This is a genomic window from Bradyrhizobium roseum, from assembly GCF_030413175.1.
Taxonomy (GTDB): Bacteria; Pseudomonadota; Alphaproteobacteria; order Rhizobiales; family Xanthobacteraceae; genus Bradyrhizobium; species Bradyrhizobium roseum.
This window is the reverse complement of the sequence record NZ_CP129212.1, coordinates 7,039,012-7,059,538: the sequence shown is the minus strand read 5'-3', so window position 1 is coordinate 7,059,538 and position 20,527 is coordinate 7,039,012. Positions and strand designations below refer to the sequence as shown.

The following is a 20,527-nucleotide window of genomic DNA, read 5'->3' as shown; positions in this document are numbered from 1 at the left end:
CCGCGGCCATCCAAGTCCGCGCGCGGGGAGCTGAAATGTCCGATATCGGCGTTGCCGAAATTCCCGTCGACGAGGACGAACGATCGCTTCTGCCGCCGAAAGCGCCGGCGAAGAACGCGCTGCTCGATGGACCGATCCTGCGTACGCTGCTGTGGCTGGCGTGGCCGAACGTGATCGCGCTGACCGCCGGCACCTGCGTGGTGATCGCTGAAACCTCCTATATCGGCCGGCTCGGCGTCGAAGCGCTGGCCGCGATGGCGCTGGTATTTCCCACCGTGATTCTGACCATGACGATGTCGGGCGGGGCCATGGGCGGCGGCGTGGCTTCTGCTATCGCGCGTGCGCTCGGTGCCGGCGATACCGAGCGCGCCTCGACGCTGGCGTCGCATGCGCTCCTGATCGGACTTTGCTTCGGCCTGACCTTCATGCTGGGGATGCTGATCTTCGGCCCGGCGCTGCTGGAACTGCTCGGCGGGCGCGGCAATGTGTTGACGCAGGCCGTCGCCTACACGCAGATATTCTTCGGCGGCGCCGTCGTGCCGTGGCTGATGAATACGATGTCGGGCATCTTGCGCGGCACCGGCAACATGAAGCTGCCGTCGCTGCTGATGCTCTCGTCGTCGGCGTGCCAGATCGTTCTCGGCGGCTCGCTCGGCCTCGGCCTCGGCCCGATCCCGCAATTCGGCATGCGCGGCGTCGCGGCTGGCTCGCTGATCGCCTATCTGATCAGCATCTCCGTGATGTCCTGGTATCTGTTCTCGGGCCGCGCGCGCGTCATTCCGAAAGTCCGCGGGCTGAAAATTCAATGGGCGATGTTCATCGACATCCTGAAGGTCGGCGCCATTGCCTGCTTCTCCCCGCTGCAGTCGGTTTTGACCATCAGCATCTTCACCTACATGCTGGCGCGCTTCGGCACCGAGATCCTCGCCGGCTACGGCATCGGCGCGCGGCTCGAGTTCATGCTGACCTCGATCTCGTTCGCGGTTGGTATCGCCACGGTGCCGATGGTCGGCATGGCGATCGGTGCGCGGCGCATCGCGCGGGCCCGCAGGATCTGCTGGATCGCGGGCCTCGTCGCCTTCGTCTCGGTCGGCGCGTTCGCCAGCTTCATCGCAATCTTCCCCGATATCTGGGTAAATCTCTTCACCGACGATCCGAGCGTGCGGGCCGCGAGCCGTCAATATCTGTCGACCGTGGCGCCGATGTACGCGTTCCTCGGCCTTTCCACGACCTGCTATTTCTCATCGCAGGGCGCGGCCAAGGTGATCGGCCCGGTGCTGGCGCAGACCGCGCGGCTGCTGTTCATCGGCGCGGGCGGCTGGTGGCTGTCGACGCACGATGCGACCGCGCAGAGTTTCTTTCTGCTGGCGGCCGCTTCGATGGTGCTGCTCGGCGTGCTCTCCTGCGTCAGCGTGATGCTGACGCGGTGGGGGCCGAAGCTGCCGGCGCCGATCGTGAAGCCGGCGCTGTCCTGACGCGTGAGCCTACCGCTTGCGGTGGCGCCGTCCGTGACGGCCGCCGCCGACATTGGCGAGGCTTACCAGTTGCGGGACCATGCTCATCAACTCGGTGCCGCCGAAGCCGCCGATGTTCATGCCGCCGGTGGTGACGCCGTAGCCCTCGGGCACATAGCCGCCACCGCCGAAGCTTGGAATGCCGCCGCCGCCCATCAGCCCGCCGAATCCGCCGCCGCCGTTTTCCGTCATGCGGCTCATCATCGGACCCATGGTCTGCATCAGCGCGCCAAAGCGCTTCTTGCCCATCTTCGCCTTCATCATTTCAAGCATTGGCGCCATCTGCGTCATCATATCCTGGCCGCCGCCTCCGCCGCCGAATTGCGCCTTGGCCGGCGTCAATGTCAGGGCGAACAGCACAAGCAGCGCCGCCGCCTGACAGACAATCTTATCAGCTCCCGTCATGTTTCGACTCCTCATGCGTTCGCCGCCGCGGGTGCGGCGTCGTTCGGACGCATGTGAGGAGGCTAGGAAACGGGCGGTGGCCGATCTGTGCGAAATATCACGCTGGCGTCGCTGAAATCATGCCGCGCTGTGTTCCAGGGCCTTCTGCATGGCCTTGATGCCTTGGTCCATCTGCGCATCCATGTAGGACGCGATCTCGTTCGGGAGCACGTCGGATATCCACACGAAGCGGGAGCGCCCGCCGCTCTCGGCGAACACCTGCGCGGAAGCGCTGTGCTGCCTGATGCGCTCGCTGACGATCGCATAGACCAGCCGCCGCCTCGCGTCGTCGCAATCGACCAGGATCTCGCGGGCCTCCATGCCGTTGGCGAACGTGACGATCCGCGCGTCGCCGTCGAGCCTGGTGTCGGTCACGAAGCCTGGCGCCAGCCGCGTATGCAGTGCGCCGAAATCGCGAAGCGCGTCCCAGACGTCATCGGGGGAGGCGTCGATGATGATTTCTTTTTGATGGAAGCCATGGTGTTCCGTTGTTGCTGGGTGGTAGGGTGGGCAAAGGAGTGTCAGCTACGTGCCCACCATCTGTCCGCGCGTGAGCTGAAGGGTGGGCACGCTGCGCTTTGCCCACCCTACGAAGCGACGAAACGAGCCTACGTATAAACCGCCTCGACATTGTTGCCGTCGGGATCGATCAGGAACGCCGCGTAATAAGTCGGGCTGTAATCGGCGCGCGGCCCGGCGCCGCCATTGTCGCGGCCGCCGGCTTTCAGGCCTTCGGCATGGAATTGCTGGATCGCCGCGTGATCCATGGCGCGGAACGCTACATGCGCCGCGGAGCCCGCCGATCCCTCGTGCAGATGCAGCCAGAGCGCGGGCGCGCCCTTGGGGCCGAAACCCGCGCCGGAATCGTCGCGCGAGCACAGCACAAAACCGAGCGGGGCGAGTGCCGCCGTATAGAAGCGCACACTGGCGTCAAGATTGCCGACGCGCAATCCGATGTGGTCGTACATGGTCTTCTCCAGTTGAAAAGCGCGCAGAACCGCGCGGCCTGGAGCAAACCTAGCTAGTGCAGCGCCAGCCGTTCTTGGAAAATCTTGCGGTCCCCCCGCGACGCCTGACGGAATTTCAGCGGCGAGGCGCCGGCGGCGCGGCCGAAGGTGCGCACGAAATTGGAGAGGTCCGAAAAGCCGACGTCATAGGCGATGTCGGTGACCGCGCTGTCGTCGTCGGCCAGCCGCCGCGCCGCATGGCGCAGCCGAGAACGCACCAGGTATTGATGCGGTGTGACGCCGAGCGTTTGCGAGAACAGCCGCAGGAAGTGGAACGGGCTGATCCCGGCTTGGGATGCGGCATCTTCCAGATTGATCTGGCGGTGCGAGTTGGCATCGATCCACAGCGCGGTCTCCACCGCGCGGCGGCGGTCGCGCGCGGCATCAGGGCCGGATTTGCGTTTGCTGCCGGAAACCACCTCGACGAAGCGGCTCGCCAGCACCTGGCCGATCTCGTCGAGGCCGATGTCGCTGCTGCCATCTGCTGCCGATTGCGCCAGTTCGCCCAGCACCACCAACTCCGGCAGCGGCGGCACGGCGCCGACATGCCAGGGGTTTTGGCTGTCGCCGATCGCTTCCACCAGTTCGGGTGCGAGGAAGAACGACAGGCATTCGTCGCCGCAGACGTGCTCGTGGGTGCAGGTGTATTCGTCGCCGGGATGGCCGATCAGCACCGACCCCGCCACCAGCTCGCTGAACTTTCCGCGGCAGTGCAGGCCGAAACTGCCCTTGCGCACATACGAAATCGAGTGACAGCGATGATATTCTGCGAACGGCTCGTCGCCCGGCCCCGCGGTACAGCGGAAGTCGGAAACCGAAATCGATTTGCGTTCGAGAAGCGTGATGGATGCCATGGCGCAGATTTAAGGATGCACGCGCGGCGGCGCAACGGCCTGCGCGTGCGGTAACCATAGTTTCAAGAGCGATTGCACCCGGCCGCAGACGCGGCAATTCAGCGCCGCTGTGACTTTCTGTTGCAGAATCGCTCGGCATCGCCGCGCTGGATTGTGATACCGGAAACCGGATCGCGAAGGCCCATCTGCCGCTTCACGCAGGCGTCCATCGTCTCAGGTTTGCAGGCGCCAACCTTGGTGCCTTGCGCTCCCTTGGATTGGGCGAACGACGGACCGGCGAACATTCCGATGGTCAGCACGGCTATGAGGGTGGTGCGCATTTCAGCCTCCCTTGCTATCGGGGGAAGTTATCACAAGCTACATTCTCAGAACCCCATGGGGGTAATTCGATATGGATTTGTTAAAAGGGCCACGCTAAAAAGAGCCTCGACAGGCGGTCAGCGCCTAATCGGCGTTCAAGAGACCAAAGCCTTCCGCGGGCGTAGTTCAATGGTAGAACGGCAGCTTCCCAAGCTGCATACGAGGGTTCGATTCCCTTCGCCCGCTCCAAAACCCCATAAAACAAGGGGTTTCTCCACAGCGCATGTATTTGAAAAGAGCTGCCGTTCTAGGCCCTAGTGGATACCGACAGCTTTGATTTGACTGTGGTTTCCGTCCTTATCCACGCGATTTCGGAGCCAAAAATGAGCCGGTCTAGACTCACAGCTCACTTGCAGGTTCTCGGCCCTGTGATTCAATGAATCATATTGGCTAGCTAATGATCTATGAGTGTACGAGCGAAATTTTTTGTTGTGAGTCTGACTAAGCAGAAGATGTGGAATGGGGAAGACGGTGTTGGCACCGTTATTAAACTAAGTCCGGTGATGTCTGGCTCAGACGAAAACAAAGAGTTTTACAAACTCTCACCATCAGGCAGCATTGAACTCGGTACGGTGAACGAAGGCGCTGCGACGCAGTTTGAAATCGGCAAAGAATACTACGTTGACTTCGTACCTGCAGCGTAAGGGAGCGTTAGATGATCTCTATTGTCTACAATGAAACTCTCAAAGGCATAGAAGTGTACTTGGATGCCAAGGGCGCAGATCTGCTTATTCGGACATTGCAAAATCTGAAATCAAAAGGGGACCACCTTCACCTGCGCGCAACCAATGACGATCTAGGCGTATCAACGAGATCGCCTTACCGGGAAAGCCAGGTATTCGGAGAACTCATTCTGACCATCCTCCCTTCAGAAGCTTGGGAGGACGCGGGCATCATAGTGCGCAATCACTCCCCGTAAAATCCGGAGCCAAAAAAGAGCCAAATCCGTGTAACCTATTGACGGATAAGGGTGCAAAAAATGCTTCCCAAGCTGCATACGAGGGTTCGATTCCCTTCGCCCGCTCCAGCTCATTCCCGGTTTGCAACGCCCTATCTTTCCTCACCGATCACGCGTAGGGTCGCTTCGTCGCAAGACGATGGCGCTGAACCTTAGAGTGGACTGCGGGCAGACCCGGGGGCAGTACCCGGCGCCTCCACCTTAGCAGCTTGAGCTTAAAGGTCTCATCCCGGTGAGATCGATTTTGCCGGAAGGCCGAATCCCAGGGCTGCTAGGGCGGGGGCGAACCAGGATCGATGGTCGCAAAGAAACTCTGAATTGTGCTCGGCATGATACCGCCGTTATCGGGTCAAAAACCTAAATGCAAACGATAACGTTGCATTGAACGAAGTGCGCCTCGCGGCGTAACCTGTTCGGGGTTGGTCCACCTGGCAACAGAACGGCCATTGCCGCGTCAACCTTCGGGTTGGCGCGGCTTTTATTTGTGCCCGGCTCTCGCCTCGCTCGCTGCCTTTAATTTCCGCTGCTGCCGTGCTAGTCTGCATTCATGGTTAGAACGCTCGAACAAGCCATCGCGCAGATTTCCCGGCTCCCGGACGCCGATCAGGAACAGATCGGTCGAACACTGCTCACGCATGTCGAAAAGCTCAAGGCGCTTCGTACCGAGATAGACAAGGGCATCCAGTCTCTGGACGAAGGCAAGGGCCGTGCCCTGGATATGGAAGATTTCCTTCGCGAGAAGAATTCGCGGCATGGCGGAGCATAAGCCTGCGATTATTTGGTCGCCTGAAGCTCTCGACGATATGAACCGCCTTTGGGACTACTACGTTCACGCGGCCGGACGCGCGACAGCAGACGGGGTTCTGCGCGAGATTGCGAAGGCTGTTGTAGTCATCGATGACTTTCCACTTGCCGGCCGAGCGCGCGACGAACTCCGGGCAGGCCTGCGATCGCTGGCGGCTGCTCCCCAGATAGTCTTCTATCGATTGAAGGATGATCGGACCGAGATCGTACGGGTGCTCGACGGCAGGCAGGATATCGAAGAGATTTTTTCGGACGGTGAGAACGGGTAGGTCTGCGTCAAGAGACGCCGCAAATGGAGTTGAACGTGACCCAGGCGATCGCCTCCGCTGACACCTCTCGCAACCTGCTGATGGCCGCCGGCGGCGGTGTCATCTCCGGCGTTCTCACACCGCTGCTGCCGACGCTGATCGATCAGATCGTCGGCCTGCCAGGTCAGTTTCGCATTTCTCTGATCGCGGTGCCGTTTGCCGTCCTCGTTTTCGTTCTGGTCCGGCGCTTCAGCGTCAATCCGCTTTGGGCAGCGATGCTTTCCTCTGTCATCACCATGATCGCCTTTGTCTGCGCGGTGAACGCGGCGATCTTCATCGAAGCGCAGACCGCGGGTGCTGCGACACCCATGCGTTACCTGCTGGCCGGTTTGACCGGCGGGCTCGTTGGCGCCGCCGTGATGGCGCTGGGGATCGCGATGCTGCCGGCGGGGCCGCGCGTGGCGGCCGCCTGGTGGTCGATGCTGACCACAGGCGCAGTCGCCGGTACGCTGCTGGCGCTCGACAATGCGCTCGGCCTCGACCGGACTTCGTTTCTCTATCCGGTCTGGCAGGCCGCGGTGTCGGTAAGGCTGGTGACGATCCTGGTGCGATCCCGACGGCCCGGAGCGGCGGCAGCCCCGTAGTTCTACCGGCTCGCATTTGAGCATGCATTAAGGCTGCTTTAGCCGAGTTCCGGATACGCTGACCGCTCCCTTATGTAACGGAATCACAAATGCGGATCGGTCGTCTATTTGCGGCATCGATGCTTTCGGTGACGATACTGGCCGTCGTCCTTGGCGCCGGGGTTCTCGTCCCGCAATACCGTACCTTTGCCGGCAAGAGCGAGGCGATCAAGACGGTGGAAGCCTATGGCGCGGTGCTGGCGGTCGGCCAGTACGTTGCCGGCTATCGGGCGCCTTATGTCGGACCGCTGTTCCAGGAAACGGCCGCGACGCCTGCGCAGATAGAGACCGCCGCAAAAGCGGTAAAGGCGGCCGCTGCCGCGTTCGCAAAGGCGCGGGCCGCGGTCGACGTGCTCGACGATAGCGCGGTGATCGTCCAGGGCCTCAACCAGGCGGCGGCCAAGCTGGCCGATGTTACCGCGGCGAGCGATCGAGCGCTGATCCTGCCCATGAGCGGGCGCGATCCGGCGGCGGTCAAGGGTTTCCTGCCGGGCATCGCTGCGGTCGTCGGAATTCTCGAGCCGCTGTTGAATCGGCTTGAAAACCAGGTCGCGATGTCCGATGCGTCGCTGACGGCGCTGTTGAATGTCGCCCGCACGTCGCAAGATCTGCGAATCTCGGCAGGTGGACGTGCCGCCACCATGTCGCTTGCGATCAGCACACGCCGTCCGCTGACGGCGGCTGAAATATCCATTACCGATCGCGCCCAGGGTCGTGTCGATCTCGATCGCGAGCGGATCGAGGCCGGCGTCGATCAGATCGGCAGCCCGCCGCGTCTTGCGAAGGCGATGAACGACGCCATCGAGGGCTATTTCGGCAAAGCCGCGCCGTGGATTGAAAAAGAGATGGCGGCCGGGCGCGCCGATGGCAATTACGCGATCAACGCCGATCAACTCGCCGGCACGATCGTGCCGGCAGTGCAGGCCTTCTTCGCGGTGCGCGACGCCGCATTGGCGGAAGCGGAAGCCCGCGCAGGCGCCGCACGCGATGGGGCGCTGACCATGCTGGCGCTGGCCGGTCTTGCCGTGGTGGCGCTGCTTGCCGTGCTTGCCGGCGTCACCGTGATGCTGCGGCGGCGCGTGATCACACCGCTTGCGACGCTGACCGGTGTGATCGGCGAACTCGCCGCCGGCCGGCATGAGGTCACGATCCCGACCATCGAGCGTGCTGACGAAATCGGTGCGATGGCAGGCTCGCTGCAGGTTTTCAAGGACGCCCTGATCGCCAAGAAGGTTGCCGACGAGGCCGCTGCCGTCGAGGCGGATGCCAAGATCCAGCGCGGCCAGCGCGTCGATCAGATCACCAGCGACTTCGAGGCAATGATCGGCGAAATCGTCGAGATCGTGTCACGGGCCTCGACCGAGTTGGAAGCCTCCGCCGGCACGCTGACGGCGACCGCCGAGCGTTCGGAGGATCTCGCCACCAAGGTTGCGGCGGCGTCCGAGGAAGCTTCCACGAATGTGCAGTCGGTCGCATCCGCCACCGAAGAGATGGCTTCCTCGGTCAACGAGATCAGCCGGCAGGTCCAGGGTTCCGCGCGGATCGCCAATGAGGCGGTGGACCAGGCGCAGAAGACCAATGACCGCGTCGGTGAACTCGCAAAGGCGGCCACGCGGATCGGCGACGTGGTGGAATTGATCAACACGATCGCCGGCCAGACCAATCTGCTGGCACTCAATGCCACCATCGAGGCGGCGCGCGCCGGCGAAGCGGGGCGCGGCTTCGCGGTCGTGGCGTCCGAAGTGAAGGCGCTGGCTGAGCAGACAGCGAAAGCGACCGGCGAGATCAGCCAGCAGATTTCGGGCATCCAGGCGGCGACCCAGGAATCGGTCGCGGCCATCAAGGAGATCGGCGACACCATCGGACGGATGTCGGAGATCGCCTCCACGATCGCAGCCGCGGTCGAGGAGCAGGGTGCGGCGACCCAGGAAATTTCCCGCAACGTGCAGCAGGCCGCGAACGGTACGCAGCAGGTTTCGGCCAACATCGCCGACGTGCAGCGCGGGGCCAGCGAGACAGGGTCCGCTTCCGGTCAGGTGCTCGGCGCGGCAAAGTCCTTGTCCGGCGAAAGCGACCGGCTCAAGCGCGAGGTCGGCAAGTTCCTCAGTTCGGTGCGGGCGGCCTGAGTCCGTGTAACTGTCGTGGACCGGAATGTCGCGCGGCCGAGCCTGCGGCCGCGCGGAAGGGCGCTCGCCCCTATCGCTGCTCTCAAGCGCCCGCCGGGACTTGATCCAAGAATCCCGTGATGCTGCGGATGCGTCCGTCGCTGAGCACGGCGAAATCGGTTCCCTTGATCGGGCTGTCGGCGCCGTCGGGACCCAGTCCCCAGGAGAAGCGGACGTGATCGCCGAATCCGTTGGCTTCGCCGATCAGGTGGAAGCGGAAATCCGGAAAGCGCTGCTGGACGCCCGTGATCAGCGCGTCGACGCCGTCATGGCCATTGCCTGACATCAGCGGGTCGACATAGCGGGCGTCGCTGGTCCAGTTCGCCACCAGCATTTCGCGGCGGCGCGCGGGTGCGCGTTCGTTCCACAGATCAATATAGTTGCGGGCGATCGTGTTGACATCGGTCATGTGTCTCTCCTTGGTTGGCCGAACGGATCGGCTGGCCGAGACATAGAAAATCGGTGCGCGCCGATCGATTACCTCGGAGGTCATGTCCTGGCCCCTGGGCCAGGAATTTCGAACCGGATGTGGGCACCGCGCAGGAGACGAGAGCAGGGATGTCACTCACGATTGCAGCAACAAAGATTTCAGGCATTGGTCTCGCGACGACGGCCGTCGCCAAGCAATACGCTCATCTCGTCAGGGAGTTTCCCGATATCAGGGAGGTGCACCGCTGGGGTACGCTGAATCTTCAGCTCGAATACCCGCTGCGCATTCTCAATCCGGACTATACGACGTCGGAGATCGAGTGGGATCAGGGATTCAAGGAGCGATTCAGCCTGACGCGGATCGATCTCGAGCCATGCACGCCAGCCACTTCTCCGCAGCCGGCGTGGATCTATGTCGCACACCGCTCGGTGCATCGCGCCAATACGCTCTTCATCGAACTTCTCACCGCGACGCTTCAGGTCAAGAACGGAGACAAGTTCCTGGTTCATCTTCCGAGCTACCGGTACTCTTCCTGCATCGTGTTGTGAAGTGGACGTCGTTGCGTTCTGGCTGGCGGCGCGGCGGATCGAGGCGGAGGGAACGGTGCGGTGGCGCCCGCGTTACCCGACATCGTGCGGGCCGCGACCAGCGATGGGCTGGGGCCCGCGATGGATTTGGCGTACAAGATGATCGCAACCCCGCCGGTTTTGATCGACGTCAAAGCTGAGGCTCTTGCCGCCCGCCCATGGTGGGGCGGTGGATCGGTGACGCGATATGGCAGAACACAGCAAGCGGCCGGAACAACCTGCGGGCGCCGACTGGGCGCAGCAGGCTTGGCTGTGGCCGCTGGAAGCCACGCGAATGGCGCTGCAAGGCTATGCGCAATGGTTCGCCGATCAGACACCCGCGCCGTCGACCGCGCGGGACCAGCAGCCGCTCGACTGGACCACGCCGAACGTGGTGGCGCTGCAACTCCAAACGATGCGGCTGCGGGAATTTTCTCACGGTAGCGAAATACAGCCGCCGGTGCTGGTCTGCGCACCCTTTGCGCTGCATGGTGCGCTGATCGCGGATCTCGCGCCTGGGCACAGCCTCGTCGGGGCGCTGCAAAATCATGGCGTGGGCCGCATCTACGTCTCCGACTGGTGCTCGGCCACGCCGGACATGCGCCACCTGTCGATCGACAATTATCTTGCCGACCTCAATGTCGCGATCGACGAGATCGGCGCGCCGGTCGACCTTGTCGGCCTGTGCCAGGGCGGATGGCTGTCGCTGGTCTATGCCGCCCGCTTTCCCGGCAAGGTGCGGCGGCTCGTGCTGGCCGGCACCCCTGTCGATATCTCGACGCCGTCCGAACTGTCGCGGATGGTGGCCGCCATCCCGCAAGCCGCTTTCGAGCAGATGGTGCGGCAGGGCGATGGGCTCGTCAGCGGCGAGCACATGCTCAAGTTCTGGAATCTGCCATTCAGTCGGCAGGATGTGGAAGCCGTGCTGCAGCGAGACCTCGGCGATGGATCGCAAGAAGCCGAAATGCTGCTGGATCGTTTTACGCGCTGGGATCATGCGACGCTGGACCTGCCGGGCGGCTATTACCTCGAAGTGACCGAGCGGGTATTCCGGCAGAACCAGATCGCCAACGGCGAATTTGTCGCGTTGGGCCGGCGGGTCGATCTCGCGGAAGTGCGCGTACCGGTCTTCCTGCTGGCGGGAGAGAGCGACACCGTCGTTCCGCGCGACCAGGCGCTCGCCACCGCGGGGCTATTGGGCACGCCGCCGGCCGCTTTGGAACAGGCCAGCGAGCCGTGCGGCCACCTCGGCCTCTTCATGGGAAGCCACGTCCTCGGCCATTCCTGGCGCCGGATCGCCCGCTGGCTTCAGGCCGACATCAGCGATGCCGCGGCCGAAACGATCGGCGCGTAAGCGGCCAATGAAAAGCCCCGGACGGCGCGTGCCATCCGGGGCGAAGTTCGTTGCGATGGGGTGCTTTACTTGCCTGCCACGACCATGATCTCGACATTGTACTGCGGCGACGCCAGCTGGGCCTCGACGGTGGCGCGCGCCGGCGTATTGCCGGGAGACACCCAGCCATCCCAGACCTTGTTCATGTCGCCGAACGTCTTCATGTCGGTGATATAGATCGTGGCCGACAGCAGCTTCGACTTGTCGGTGCCGGCCTTGGCGAGGTGGCCGTCGATGATCGAAAGAATGTCCTGAGTCTGCTCGGTCACGCTCTTGCCGGCCGCGTTGCTGGCGACGACGCCGGCGAGATAGACGGTGTTGCCGTGGACGACGACCTGGCTCATGCGAGGTCCGGTTTCGAAGCGCTGGATGGTCATGTTTTTCTCCTGATGAGGGGCGGCGGCTTCTTAGCGTGCCGAGGTCGGGCGCGCCACTGCGTTCTCAGGGTGCCCGTCATGCCCGGCCAGTATCATCCCACAGCCTTCGCCGCCGCGCGTCCCGCATTCCTGCCCGAGAACAGACAGCCGCCGAGAAATGTGCCTTCCAGCGAACGGTAGCCATGCACGCCGCCGCCGCCGAAACCGGCGGCTTCCCCTGCGGCATAAAGCCCGGGGATGATCTCGCGGCTATTGCCGAACACGCGCGAGTCGAGGTCGGTTTCGAAACCGCCCAGCGTCTTGCGCGTCAGGATGTTGAGCTTCACCGCGATCAGCGGCCCGTGCGCGGGATCGAGAATCCGATGCGGCTTTGCGGTGCGGATCAGTCTGTCACCGATGTAACGCCGCGCGTTATGGATGTTCATCACCTGCGCATCCTTGACGTAGGCGTTCGACATCTCGCGGTCGCGCGCCTCGATCTGCGCCTTGATGTGATCGGCCTTGAGCAGATTGTCGCCCGACAGCGCGTTCATCGCGCTGACGAGGTCGGCAAGGTTGTCGCGCACGATGAAATCCGCGCCGTTCTGCTTGAACGCTTCCACCGGCGCCGGGGCTCCCTTGTTGGTGGCGCGCCTGATGGTCATGCGCCAGCTCTTGCCCGTCAGATCAGGGTTTTGTTCGGAACCGGAGAGCGCGAACTCCTTCTTGATGATGCTCTGGGTCAGGATGAACCAGGAATAATCGTAACCCGTGCCCATGATGTAGTTCAGCTGGCCGAGCGTATCGGAGCCCGGGAACAGCGGCGCAGGCAGGCGCTTTCCGGTGGCGTCGAACCACATCGAGGACGGGCCAGGCAGGATGCGGATGCCGTGGCGCGGCCAGATCGGATCCCAGTTCCTGATGCCCTCGACGTAATGCCACATCCGGTCGCGGTTGATCAGCCGGGCGCCGGCGGCTTCGGTGATGCCGATCATGCGGCCGTCGACATGTTCGGGCACGCCGGAGATCATGAATTTCGGTGGTTCGCCCAGCCGCTTCGGCCAGTTCTGACGGACCATCTCGTGGTTGCCGCCGATGCCGCCGGAGGCGACGACCACCGCCTGCGCGCGCAGCGTGAAATCGCCCGTCACCTTGCGCGACGAACTCTTGCCCCGCGCGACGCTGTCGGCTTCGAGCACCGCCCCGGCGACGCCCTCAACGCGACCGCTCGTCATCACGAGTGTGTCGACGCGGTGGCGAAATCTAAACGTGAGCCGGCCGGCTTTTTGCGCTTCCTGTGCGCGGCGCTCGAACGGCTCGACGATGCCGGGGCCGGTGCCCCAGGTGACGTGAAAGCGCGGCACCGAATTGCCGTGACCCATCGCGTCATAGCCGCCGCGCTCGGCCCATCCGACCACCGGAAAGATGCGGTGGCCCATCGCGCGCAGCCAGTCGCGCTTCTCGCCGGCGGCGAACGCGACATAGGCTTCCGCCCATCGCTTCGGCCAATGGTCGTCGTCGCGGTCGAAGCCGGCGGTGCCCATCCAGTCCTGCAATGCAAGATCGTAACAATCCTTGATGCCGAGCCGGCGCTGTTCGGGCGAGTCCACCAGGAACAGTCCGCCGAATGACCAAAAGGCTTGTCCGCCAAGACTTTGTTCGCCTTCCTGGTCGACGACGATGACGCGCTTGCCGGCGTCTGCGATTTCGGTTGCCGCGACCAGCCCCGCCAGTCCGCCGCCGACCACGATTACATCCGCGTCTTCAGCCATCGCTTCCTCCCCCGTGCCGCTTTCGATTCAAGCCCGCGTCCTCGTGCGCGGTCAACGGCAAAGCAGCGCTTGTCTGTGACCTCGGTGACAGATCGTTGAGGTTGCGTGTTCCAGTTTGGGACCTGCCTGCGCGGAGGGTGCAGCGGTCCGGCAACACTCGATTTGAATTTGATTGGAGCGGCCTTCGCTGCCTAGACAAAATCACGATCTCAAACGACGCTGCTTCCTGTCTTGCATCACTGAGACGATCAGATTCGGGTTCGACATTCTCTCGACTGGGGCTGGGAAATGAAGCTGTTGACGGGGTTGCTTGCCGCGATACTGCTGCTGGCGGGAGTAGGGGCGAGCCAGGCAGTGGTTCGGATCGCCGACGACCGCGGCGGCCGGATCGGCACCTATGTCGACAAGTACCAGGGCCTGCGGACTTCGGGCGAAACCGTCATCATCGACGGCCTGTGCGCCTCGGCCTGCACCATCGTGCTCGGCGCGGTTCCCCATGACCGGATCTGTGTCACCTCCCACGCCAACCTCGGCTTCCATGCCGCCTGGGATTTCGGCTCCAACGGTCGCGCGGTGACCAACACCGAAGCCACCCACATGCTCTATTCGATGTACCCGCCGGCGGTCCGCAAATGGATTGCCGCGCGCGGCGGCCTGACCCCGCGCATGATCTTCCTGCGCGGCAAGCAGCTCCAGGCCATGTACAAGCCCTGCTACCTCGATGCGCAAGCCTCCACCAACAAGCCGGCGGCATCGCGCTGAACCAAGCCAGCCGTTTGGTCGAAAAGTCATGCGATGGCCGGGCCTACCCGGCCATTTACCTGTTGTGCACGTGTTGCCCGGTCCGCCCCTCCGCATGACGTGATGCCGGCCGCGGCCATTCCGCTTGCCTGCCTGCGGAACTGGTCCTATCTGGAGCGCATGGCGCAGCCGGTTTCCACCCACCCACACATCACGGCCGCCCGGCCGCAGGGCAGGGTGGCGTCCATCATCGTCTGGAGCGCTGCCGGCATCGGTGCGCTCGCCGTGCTTGGCGCGGCGGCATTGTGGTTCCATTACGGCGCCGCGGTGTTTTTCGAGATGATCGCCGCCGGCATCGCGGCCTGCTTCTGATACGGCGAAAAGGAATCCATGATGGACCGGACGATCCGCCCGCTGGTGATTATCGCTGCCTTTGCCGCAAGCCTCGCGGTTGGGCTGGCGGTCATGCTTTGGGCGACGGGCGGCTTGCGTACCGTCACCGCGCCGGCCGCGATCGGCGGGCCGTTCCAGCTTACTGACCAGGCCGGCCAGGCCGTCACCGAGCAGGATCTGAAGGGCAAGCCGACGCTGATCTTCTTCGGCTTCACCCATTGCCCGGACGTCTGCCCGACGTCGCTGTTCGAGATTTCGGAAGTCCTGAAGGCGATGGGCACGGACGCCGACAAGGTGAATGCCTGGTTCGTCTCCGTCGATCCCGAGCGCGACACCGCCGCCGCGATGAAGGACTATCTCTCCAGCTTCGATCCGCATTTGAAGGGGCTGACCGGCGATCCCCAGGCAGTGGCCAAGGTGATCTCGGCCTACCGGGTCTATGCCCGAAAAGTCCCGCTCAAGGACGGCGACTACACCATGGACCACACCGCGCTGATCTACCTGATGGATCGGAACGGCCATTTCGTCGCGCCCTTCAACCTGAAACGGACGCCCGAGGAAGCCGCCAAGGACTTGAAGCGGTATCTCTGAGCGTTAACCCGTGCGCCAAGAGGCGAAAACGGCGCTCGCAACGCGGGCCGGATGGTCTATAAGGCCGTGAAATCCCGCAAGCATTGCCGCAGATGCCAGTTCCTAACGCTCCGTTAACCAATGCACGACCGTGCCGCACCGTCCGCGCCTGGCTGGCCGGCTTGTCGGTCGCGGCCGCGTTGATCGGGCCCGGCAGTGCAGCGCAGGCGCAAACCCAGCCGCGCCCGGCGGTCGAGGCGGCCCCGCAGGCGGTGCCCGGCTTCTGGGACCCGCGGCGGCGTCCGGACCGGCCGGACATGTCGCGTCTCACCGTGATCCGCTTTCTGACCGAGACCGACTACCCGCCGTTCAACTTCACCGGCGCCGACGGCAACCCGGCCGGCTTCAACGTCGATCTGGCGCGCGCGCTGTGCGACGAGATCAAGATTTCCTGCACCGTGCAGATGCGCCGGTTCGAGACGCTGGTCGACGCCATCACCAGCAACCGCGGCGACGCCATCATCGCCTCGATGGCGGTGACGCCGGCGCTGCGCGCCCGGCTCGATTTCACCGATCCCTATTACCGTGCGCCGGCGCGCTTCGTGTCGCGGCGCGACGCCGTGATGCCGGAGATCCGCCCCGAATATCTCGAAGGCAAGAAGGTCGGCGTTATCGCCGGCACCTCGCACGAGGCCTATCTGAAGGCGATGTTCACCGACGCCGAGCTCAAGCCCTATCCCAATGACGACGCGCTGCGGCTGGCGCTGCGGCGGAGCGAGGTCGATTTCATCTTCGGCGATGCGATCTCGCTGGCGTTCTGGATCAACGGCACGGATTCAGGCGAATGCTGCGCCTTCTCCGGCGGGCCGTTCGTCGAGAGCCGCTATTTCGGCGAGGGCATCGGCATCGCCGTCCGCAAGGGCAACGATCTGTTGCGCACGTCGCTGAACTGGGCGCTGTTCCGGATCTGGGAAAAAGGCCGCTTTACCGATTTGTGGCTGCGGTATTTTTCGATCAGCCCGTTCTGACGCAGCTTCGTAGGGTGGGCAGAGCGAAGCGTGCCCACCATTGGAGACGCGGATCGGCGGCAGATGGTGGGCACGTCGCTTGCGCTCCTTTGCCCACCCTACGGCCGCTTCGCCGTCATTTTGCATTTTGCCGCGGAAGCGCTAGTTTCCCGGCCCCCGGAGAGAGCCTTTAAAGATGTCCGTCATCGACCTTGCTTCCAGCCCGAGCGACCTGCGTGCGCTCGCCGAACAATCCAACGCCTGGCCGTTCGAGCAGGCGAAAGCGATCGTCGCGCGGCTGAAGAAAAGTCCGAAGGACGAGGTGCTGTTCGAGACCGGCTACGGCCCGTCGGGCCTGCCGCATATCGGCACCTTCGGTGAGGTCGCGCGTACCACCATGGTGCGCCATGCCTTCCGCGTGCTCACCGAGGACAAGATCAAGACGCGGCTGCTGGCGTTTTCCGACGACATGGACGGCCTGCGCAAGGTGCCGGACAACGTGCCGAACAAGGAACTGCTGGAGCAGCATCTCGGCCGCCCGCTGACGCGCGTGCCCGATCCGTTCGGCACCCATGATAGTTTCGGCGCGCACAACAATGCGCGGCTGCGCGCGTTTCTCGACACCTTCGGCTTCGATTACGAATTTGCGAGCTCGACCGAGTATTACACCTCAGGCAAGTTCGACGCCGCGCTGTTGCGCATGCTGGAGCGGCTCGACCCGGTGATGAAGATCATGCTTCCCTCGCTTCGCGAGGAGCGCGCCGCGAGTTACTCGCCATTCCTTCCCATCTGTCCGCGCACCGGCATGGTGCTCTACGTGCCCGTCACCGCGCATGACGCCAAGGCCGGCACGATCTCGTATGACGATCCCGATACGAGGGAGAGCGTCACCGTTCCCGTCACAGGCGGCCATTGCAAGCTGCAGTGGAAGCCGGACTGGGCGATGCGCTGGTTTGCGCTCGGCGTCGACTACGAAATGGCGGGCAAGGATCTGATCGACTCGGTCAAGCTGTCCGGCAAGATCTGCGCGGCGCTGGGTGGCACGCCTCCGGAAGGCTTCAACTACGAACTCTTCCTCGACGACAAGGGCCAGAAGATTTCGAAGTCGAAGGGCAACGGCCTGACGATCGACGAATGGCTGCGCTACGCCTCGCCGGAATCGCTGTCGCTGTTCATGTACCGCGAGCCGAAGGCGGCGAAGCGGCTGTACTTCGACGTCATCCCGCGCAACGTCGACGACTATCAGCAGTTCCTCGACGGGTTTACGCGGCAGGATGCCAGGCAGCAGCTCGCCAATCCGGTCTGGCACATCCATTCCGGCAAGCCGCCGAAGGCGGACATGCCCGTCACGTTCCAGCTGCTGCTGACGCTGGTGTCGTCGTCGAACGCGGAGAACGCCGAGACGCTGTGGGGCTTCATCGGGCGTTATCGTCCGGGCGTTTCGCCGCAGACCCATCCGAAGCTGGACGCGCTGGTCGGCTACGCGATCAATTATTATCGCGACTTCGTGGCCCCGACGAAGCAGTTCCGCGAACCGACCGACGGCGAGCGCGCCGCGCTGCAGGACCTGCGCGATGCGCTGTCGCAATTGCCGGCAGGGTCGAGCGCCGAGGACATCCAGAACGTGGTCTACGAAATCGGCCGCCGCGAGCCTTTCCTGGACCAGGTGAAAAAGGGCAAGGACGGCCGGCCCGGCGTCTCGCTCGACTGGTTCAACATGCTCTACCAGGTGCTGCTCGGCCAGGAAAAGGGCCCGCGCTTCGGTTCGTTCGTCGCGGTCTACGGCGTACAGAACGCCGTCAACATGATCGACGGCGCGCTGGCGCGCAGCGCGTAATCTTCCTTCCTTCTCCCCTTGTGGGAGAAGGTGCCGGAGCGAAGCGGAGGCGGATGAGGGGTATCTATCCGCGAATCGTGCTCGTTGAGAGAACCCCTCATCCGGCGCTTCGCGCCACCTTCTCCCACAAGGGGAGAAGGAAGAAGGCGCGACAAATTGAGATAGCTGGCCCCCGGCAATTTCAGCCATGGCCGCTCCGGATTGCGCTACACTGCCCGCCATAACAGCCGTCAAACAGGCATCACAGCGGGAGAGAATTCATGCAGTTCAGGGTATCGCCGCAATCGCTCGAGAACTACAGCACCGAGGAATGGCAGGCGCGGGTCGATCTGGCCGCCGCGCATCGCCTCGCCTTCATCCAGGGTTTTTCCGAAGGCATCTTCAACCATCTGACCTTCGTGGTGCCGGGCAATACCGATCGCTACTACCAGATTCCGTTCGGCACGCACTGGTCCGAGGTCACGGCGTCCTGCTTCATGGAAGTCGGCATCGATGACGGCGAGGTCAAGCGCGGCGAGGGCGATGTGGAGCGGTCCTGCTATTGCATCCACGCGCCGATCCACAAGGCGCTGCCGCAGGCCAAGGCGGTGTTTCACACCCACATGCCGCATGCCAGCGCGCTGACCCGTCTCGAAGACCCGCGCATCAAGGAGATCGGCCAGACCGAGGTCGGCCTGTCGGGCGCCATCGCCTATGACGACCAGTATACCGGCCCGGCGCTCGATCCCGCCGAAGGCGCGCGGCTGGCAAAGGTGATCGGCGACAAGACCGTGCTGTTCATGGCCAATCACGGCATCTCCACCGTCGGCGCCACCGTCGCCGAAGCCTATGACATGCTGTACTATGTCGAGCGCGCGGCGCAGGTGCAGATCTACGCGATGTGGACCGGGCAGAGGCTGAAACAGCTTCCCGCACCCGTCGTCGAGAAGACCAAGCGCGACTACAAGGACGAGCATCTCTACAAGGGGCCGACCCCGGCGCAGCGGCATTTCGATGCGCTGAAGCGCATGCTGGACCGCAAGGAGCCGGACTACGCCACGTAGGTTTCCTCCGTTCCGCGTTGGCGGAGGAGGCAGGCGCGCGCCTCAATCCTCCTCCGCCTCCGCGGTGAAATGCGCCGGGGGCACCGGCATGGGAAACTTCTGGTACTGCTTCGGCAAATTCACCGGCCGATAGGCCGGCAGCGCGTCCATGCGCAGCAGCGCGGATTCATGGATCATGGCGCCGTCGGGAATCAGCCGCGGCTCGCCGTCCGGAATGTAATAGCCGAAATGGACCTGCCGCTCCGGCCATTCCTTGTATTTCGCGCTCTTCGGCAGATATTCCAGAATCCACCACGCCCCCGACAACGACGTATGCAGATCGCCGCGCACGTCGGGCGCGACATAGGAATACGGGCTGCCCTTGCGCTGGACGCCCCAGGCGAGCTGGTTGACGGTGGCCTGGTTGACCTTGAGCCCGCACCGGGTCGCCTCGTCGATCATCCATAGCAGCGGATATTTCGAAAGCCCGCTCTCCTTTTCCGGATAGCCGCCGCCGATATCGGCATGCACGCCCGCGAACCACACCTGCAGAATATCCTGCGGCGCGGCGTGGACGTCGTTGAAGCGCACCGGCTTGAAGGTCTGAGGGTCGTCCCACTTCTTGAGGCGGAACATGCAGCGCCGCTCGTCGATCGAGATCGCCTGCCGGAACGTCTGCACGCTCGGGTTCGCAAGCGTGAACGCCAGCTCCTCCAGGCTCGGCAGATAGAACCGATCGGCCCGCGGCACGATCACGCTCGCCACCGTGTCCCAGACCCCGACGAAGCGGATCGTCGGCCCGCGCGACGAGGTGATGCGCGCGAATTGCGCCGCGTTGTCGAACGCGGTCTGTGGCAGCGGCCCGCCTGCGTCGCCGCTCTCGCTGAGCAGCCTGCCCTGCGCCCGCAGTTTCGGCGCCTCGTCGGAGGAGAACTGCTTGTAGGCGATCAGCCCGGAGCCGGCGAGATTGATCTGCTCCGGCGTGATCAAACCCACTTTATGCACCAGCCCCGCCAGCACCCGCACGGTGTAGGCGCCGCGGGAAAAGCCGAACAGATAGATCTGGTCGCCGTGCTGGTAGTTGCGCGCCAGGAAGTCGTAGGCCGCGAGCACGTTGTCGTCGAGCCCATAGCCGGTGGCGAGCCCCAGGATGGCATTGAAGTCCTGTCGCAGCTTGTGCCACGGATCCGGCCGCGTCAGCGTGCCGACCCCCGGATCGTAGAACACCAGCTGCCGCGGCTCCGTCTTCTCCGTCTTGCGCAGGCAGCGATAGAGCTTCAGGACGTTGGAAATGTTCTCGGAGATCTCGTTGCCGGTGCCGTCGCAGCAGATGATGATGTTGCGCATGGTGATGCTCCCCCGATGCTACCGGAGCGAGTATAGCGCAATTTGGGATTTTGGAT

The 20,527-nt window shown here is 63.6% G+C and carries 24 protein-coding genes, 1 tRNA gene and 1 other RNA gene; 17 read left to right on the top strand and 9 right to left on the bottom strand.

The window, feature by feature from the left end; translation table 11 throughout:
- Positions 1-35 precede the first annotated feature (35 nt).
- On the top strand, positions 36-1,475 hold the full coding sequence (locus QUH67_RS33470; protein ID WP_300944212.1) for an MATE family efflux transporter: 1,440 nt from the start codon (positions 36-38) through the stop codon (positions 1,473-1,475).
- 9 nt (positions 1,476-1,484) lie between these two features.
- Here the strand turns inward: QUH67_RS33470 and QUH67_RS33465 are convergent, their stop codons facing one another.
- From QUH67_RS33465 to QUH67_RS33445, 5 genes are all read right to left on the bottom strand, one after another.
- Positions 1,485-1,919 (bottom strand): hypothetical protein, encoded by a 435-nt coding sequence (locus QUH67_RS33465; protein ID WP_300944210.1) that lies wholly within the window; start codon positions 1,917-1,919, stop codon positions 1,485-1,487.
- 117 nt (positions 1,920-2,036) lie between these two features.
- Entirely contained in the window at positions 2,037-2,417 is a 381-nt protein-coding gene (locus QUH67_RS33460) for an SRPBCC family protein (protein WP_300948262.1), read from the bottom strand.
- Between the two features lie 149 nt (positions 2,418-2,566).
- A complete protein-coding gene (locus tag QUH67_RS33455; RefSeq protein WP_300944208.1) occupies positions 2,567-2,926 on the bottom strand; it encodes a VOC family protein in 360 nt (119 codons plus the stop codon).
- A 53-nt stretch (positions 2,927-2,979) separates the two neighbouring features.
- On the bottom strand, positions 2,980-3,819 hold the full coding sequence (locus QUH67_RS33450) for a helix-turn-helix transcriptional regulator (protein WP_300944206.1): 840 nt from the start codon (positions 3,817-3,819) through the stop codon (positions 2,980-2,982).
- A 98-nt stretch (positions 3,820-3,917) separates the two neighbouring features.
- A complete protein-coding gene (locus QUH67_RS33445) occupies positions 3,918-4,139 on the bottom strand; it encodes a hypothetical protein (protein ID WP_300944204.1) in 222 nt (73 codons plus the stop codon).
- A 155-nt stretch (positions 4,140-4,294) separates the two neighbouring features.
- Between QUH67_RS33445 and QUH67_RS33440 the strand changes: the two genes are divergently transcribed.
- The 8 genes from QUH67_RS33440 (at position 4,295) to QUH67_RS33405 (ending at position 8,998) form a co-directional block, all read left to right on the top strand.
- Positions 4,295-4,368: transfer RNA gene (locus tag QUH67_RS33440), tRNA-Gly, on the top strand.
- A gap of 215 nt (positions 4,369-4,583) precedes the next feature.
- A complete protein-coding gene (locus QUH67_RS33435; RefSeq protein ID WP_300944202.1) occupies positions 4,584-4,823 on the top strand; it encodes a hypothetical protein in 240 nt (79 codons plus the stop codon).
- A gap of 11 nt (positions 4,824-4,834) precedes the next feature.
- Positions 4,835-5,098 (top strand): hypothetical protein, encoded by a 264-nt coding sequence (locus tag QUH67_RS33430; RefSeq protein WP_300944200.1) that lies wholly within the window; start codon positions 4,835-4,837, stop codon positions 5,096-5,098.
- 128 nt (positions 5,099-5,226) lie between these two features.
- Positions 5,227-5,585, top strand: a transfer-messenger RNA (tmRNA) gene (gene ssrA / locus QUH67_RS33425).
- Positions 5,586-5,684: 99 nt separating this feature from the next.
- Complete coding sequence (locus QUH67_RS33420; RefSeq protein WP_300944198.1) at positions 5,685-5,903, top strand: hypothetical protein; 219 nt, start codon at positions 5,685-5,687, stop codon at positions 5,901-5,903.
- Positions 5,890-6,210, top strand: coding sequence for a type II toxin-antitoxin system RelE/ParE family toxin (locus tag QUH67_RS33415; protein ID WP_300944196.1), 321 nt, complete (start codon positions 5,890-5,892; stop codon positions 6,208-6,210). The genes QUH67_RS33420 and QUH67_RS33415 overlap by 14 nt, the downstream gene beginning before the upstream one ends.
- A gap of 35 nt (positions 6,211-6,245) precedes the next feature.
- Complete coding sequence (locus QUH67_RS33410; RefSeq protein ID WP_300944194.1) at positions 6,246-6,833, top strand: hypothetical protein; 588 nt, start codon at positions 6,246-6,248, stop codon at positions 6,831-6,833.
- Positions 6,834-6,922: 89 nt separating this feature from the next.
- Positions 6,923-8,998 (top strand): methyl-accepting chemotaxis protein, encoded by a 2,076-nt coding sequence (locus tag QUH67_RS33405; RefSeq protein ID WP_300944192.1) that lies wholly within the window; start codon positions 6,923-6,925, stop codon positions 8,996-8,998.
- 82 nt (positions 8,999-9,080) lie between these two features.
- Here the strand turns inward: QUH67_RS33405 and QUH67_RS33400 are convergent, their stop codons facing one another.
- Positions 9,081-9,446 carry a nuclear transport factor 2 family protein gene (locus QUH67_RS33400; RefSeq protein WP_300944190.1) on the bottom strand — a complete coding sequence of 122 codons (366 nt, stop codon included), beginning with the start codon at positions 9,444-9,446 and terminating at the stop codon, positions 9,081-9,083.
- 149 nt (positions 9,447-9,595) lie between these two features.
- Between QUH67_RS33400 and QUH67_RS33395 the strand changes: the two genes are divergently transcribed.
- Both QUH67_RS33395 and QUH67_RS33390 read left to right on the top strand, forming a co-directional pair.
- Positions 9,596-10,015 carry a hypothetical protein gene (locus QUH67_RS33395; RefSeq protein ID WP_300944188.1) on the top strand — a complete coding sequence of 140 codons (420 nt, stop codon included), beginning with the start codon at positions 9,596-9,598 and terminating at the stop codon, positions 10,013-10,015.
- A gap of 226 nt (positions 10,016-10,241) precedes the next feature.
- Positions 10,242-11,387 (top strand): alpha/beta fold hydrolase, encoded by a 1,146-nt coding sequence (locus tag QUH67_RS33390; protein ID WP_300944187.1) that lies wholly within the window; start codon positions 10,242-10,244, stop codon positions 11,385-11,387.
- A gap of 65 nt (positions 11,388-11,452) precedes the next feature.
- Here QUH67_RS33390 and QUH67_RS33385 read toward each other — a convergent pair whose 3' ends face one another.
- Together QUH67_RS33385 and QUH67_RS33380 are read right to left on the bottom strand one after the other, a co-directional pair.
- The gene (locus tag QUH67_RS33385) at positions 11,453-11,803 is read right to left on the bottom strand and encodes a RidA family protein (protein ID WP_300944185.1); all 351 of its coding nucleotides are present in this window, start codon (positions 11,801-11,803) and stop codon (positions 11,453-11,455) included.
- Positions 11,804-11,895: 92 nt separating this feature from the next.
- Positions 11,896-13,554 (bottom strand): FAD-binding dehydrogenase, encoded by a 1,659-nt coding sequence (locus tag QUH67_RS33380; RefSeq protein WP_300944184.1) that lies wholly within the window; start codon positions 13,552-13,554, stop codon positions 11,896-11,898.
- Between the two features lie 288 nt (positions 13,555-13,842).
- Between QUH67_RS33380 and QUH67_RS33375 the strand changes: the two genes are divergently transcribed.
- From QUH67_RS33375 to QUH67_RS33350, 6 genes are all read left to right on the top strand, one after another.
- Positions 13,843-14,316: a hypothetical protein gene (locus QUH67_RS33375; protein ID WP_300944183.1), complete on the top strand. Its 474-nt coding sequence runs from the start codon at positions 13,843-13,845 to the stop codon at positions 14,314-14,316.
- A gap of 102 nt (positions 14,317-14,418) precedes the next feature.
- Positions 14,419-14,667, top strand: coding sequence for a hypothetical protein (locus QUH67_RS33370; RefSeq protein WP_320416114.1), 249 nt, complete (start codon positions 14,419-14,421; stop codon positions 14,665-14,667).
- A 21-nt stretch (positions 14,668-14,688) separates the two neighbouring features.
- Complete coding sequence (locus tag QUH67_RS33365) at positions 14,689-15,279, top strand: SCO family protein (RefSeq protein WP_300944181.1); 591 nt, start codon at positions 14,689-14,691, stop codon at positions 15,277-15,279.
- A 92-nt stretch (positions 15,280-15,371) separates the two neighbouring features.
- Positions 15,372-16,286: a transporter substrate-binding domain-containing protein gene (locus tag QUH67_RS33360; protein WP_300944180.1), complete on the top strand. Its 915-nt coding sequence runs from the start codon at positions 15,372-15,374 to the stop codon at positions 16,284-16,286.
- A 175-nt stretch (positions 16,287-16,461) separates the two neighbouring features.
- Positions 16,462-18,102 (top strand): lysine--tRNA ligase, encoded by a 1,641-nt coding sequence (locus QUH67_RS33355; RefSeq protein ID WP_300944179.1) that lies wholly within the window; start codon positions 16,462-16,464, stop codon positions 18,100-18,102.
- A 260-nt stretch (positions 18,103-18,362) separates the two neighbouring features.
- A complete protein-coding gene (locus QUH67_RS33350; RefSeq protein WP_300944178.1) occupies positions 18,363-19,145 on the top strand; it encodes a class II aldolase/adducin family protein in 783 nt (260 codons plus the stop codon).
- Between the two features lie 42 nt (positions 19,146-19,187).
- Here QUH67_RS33350 and QUH67_RS33345 read toward each other — a convergent pair whose 3' ends face one another.
- Positions 19,188-20,471, bottom strand: a complete 1,284-nt coding sequence (locus QUH67_RS33345) for a T6SS phospholipase effector Tle1-like catalytic domain-containing protein (RefSeq protein ID WP_300944177.1) — start codon at positions 20,469-20,471, stop codon at positions 19,188-19,190.
- Between the last annotated feature and the right edge of the window lie 56 nt (positions 20,472-20,527).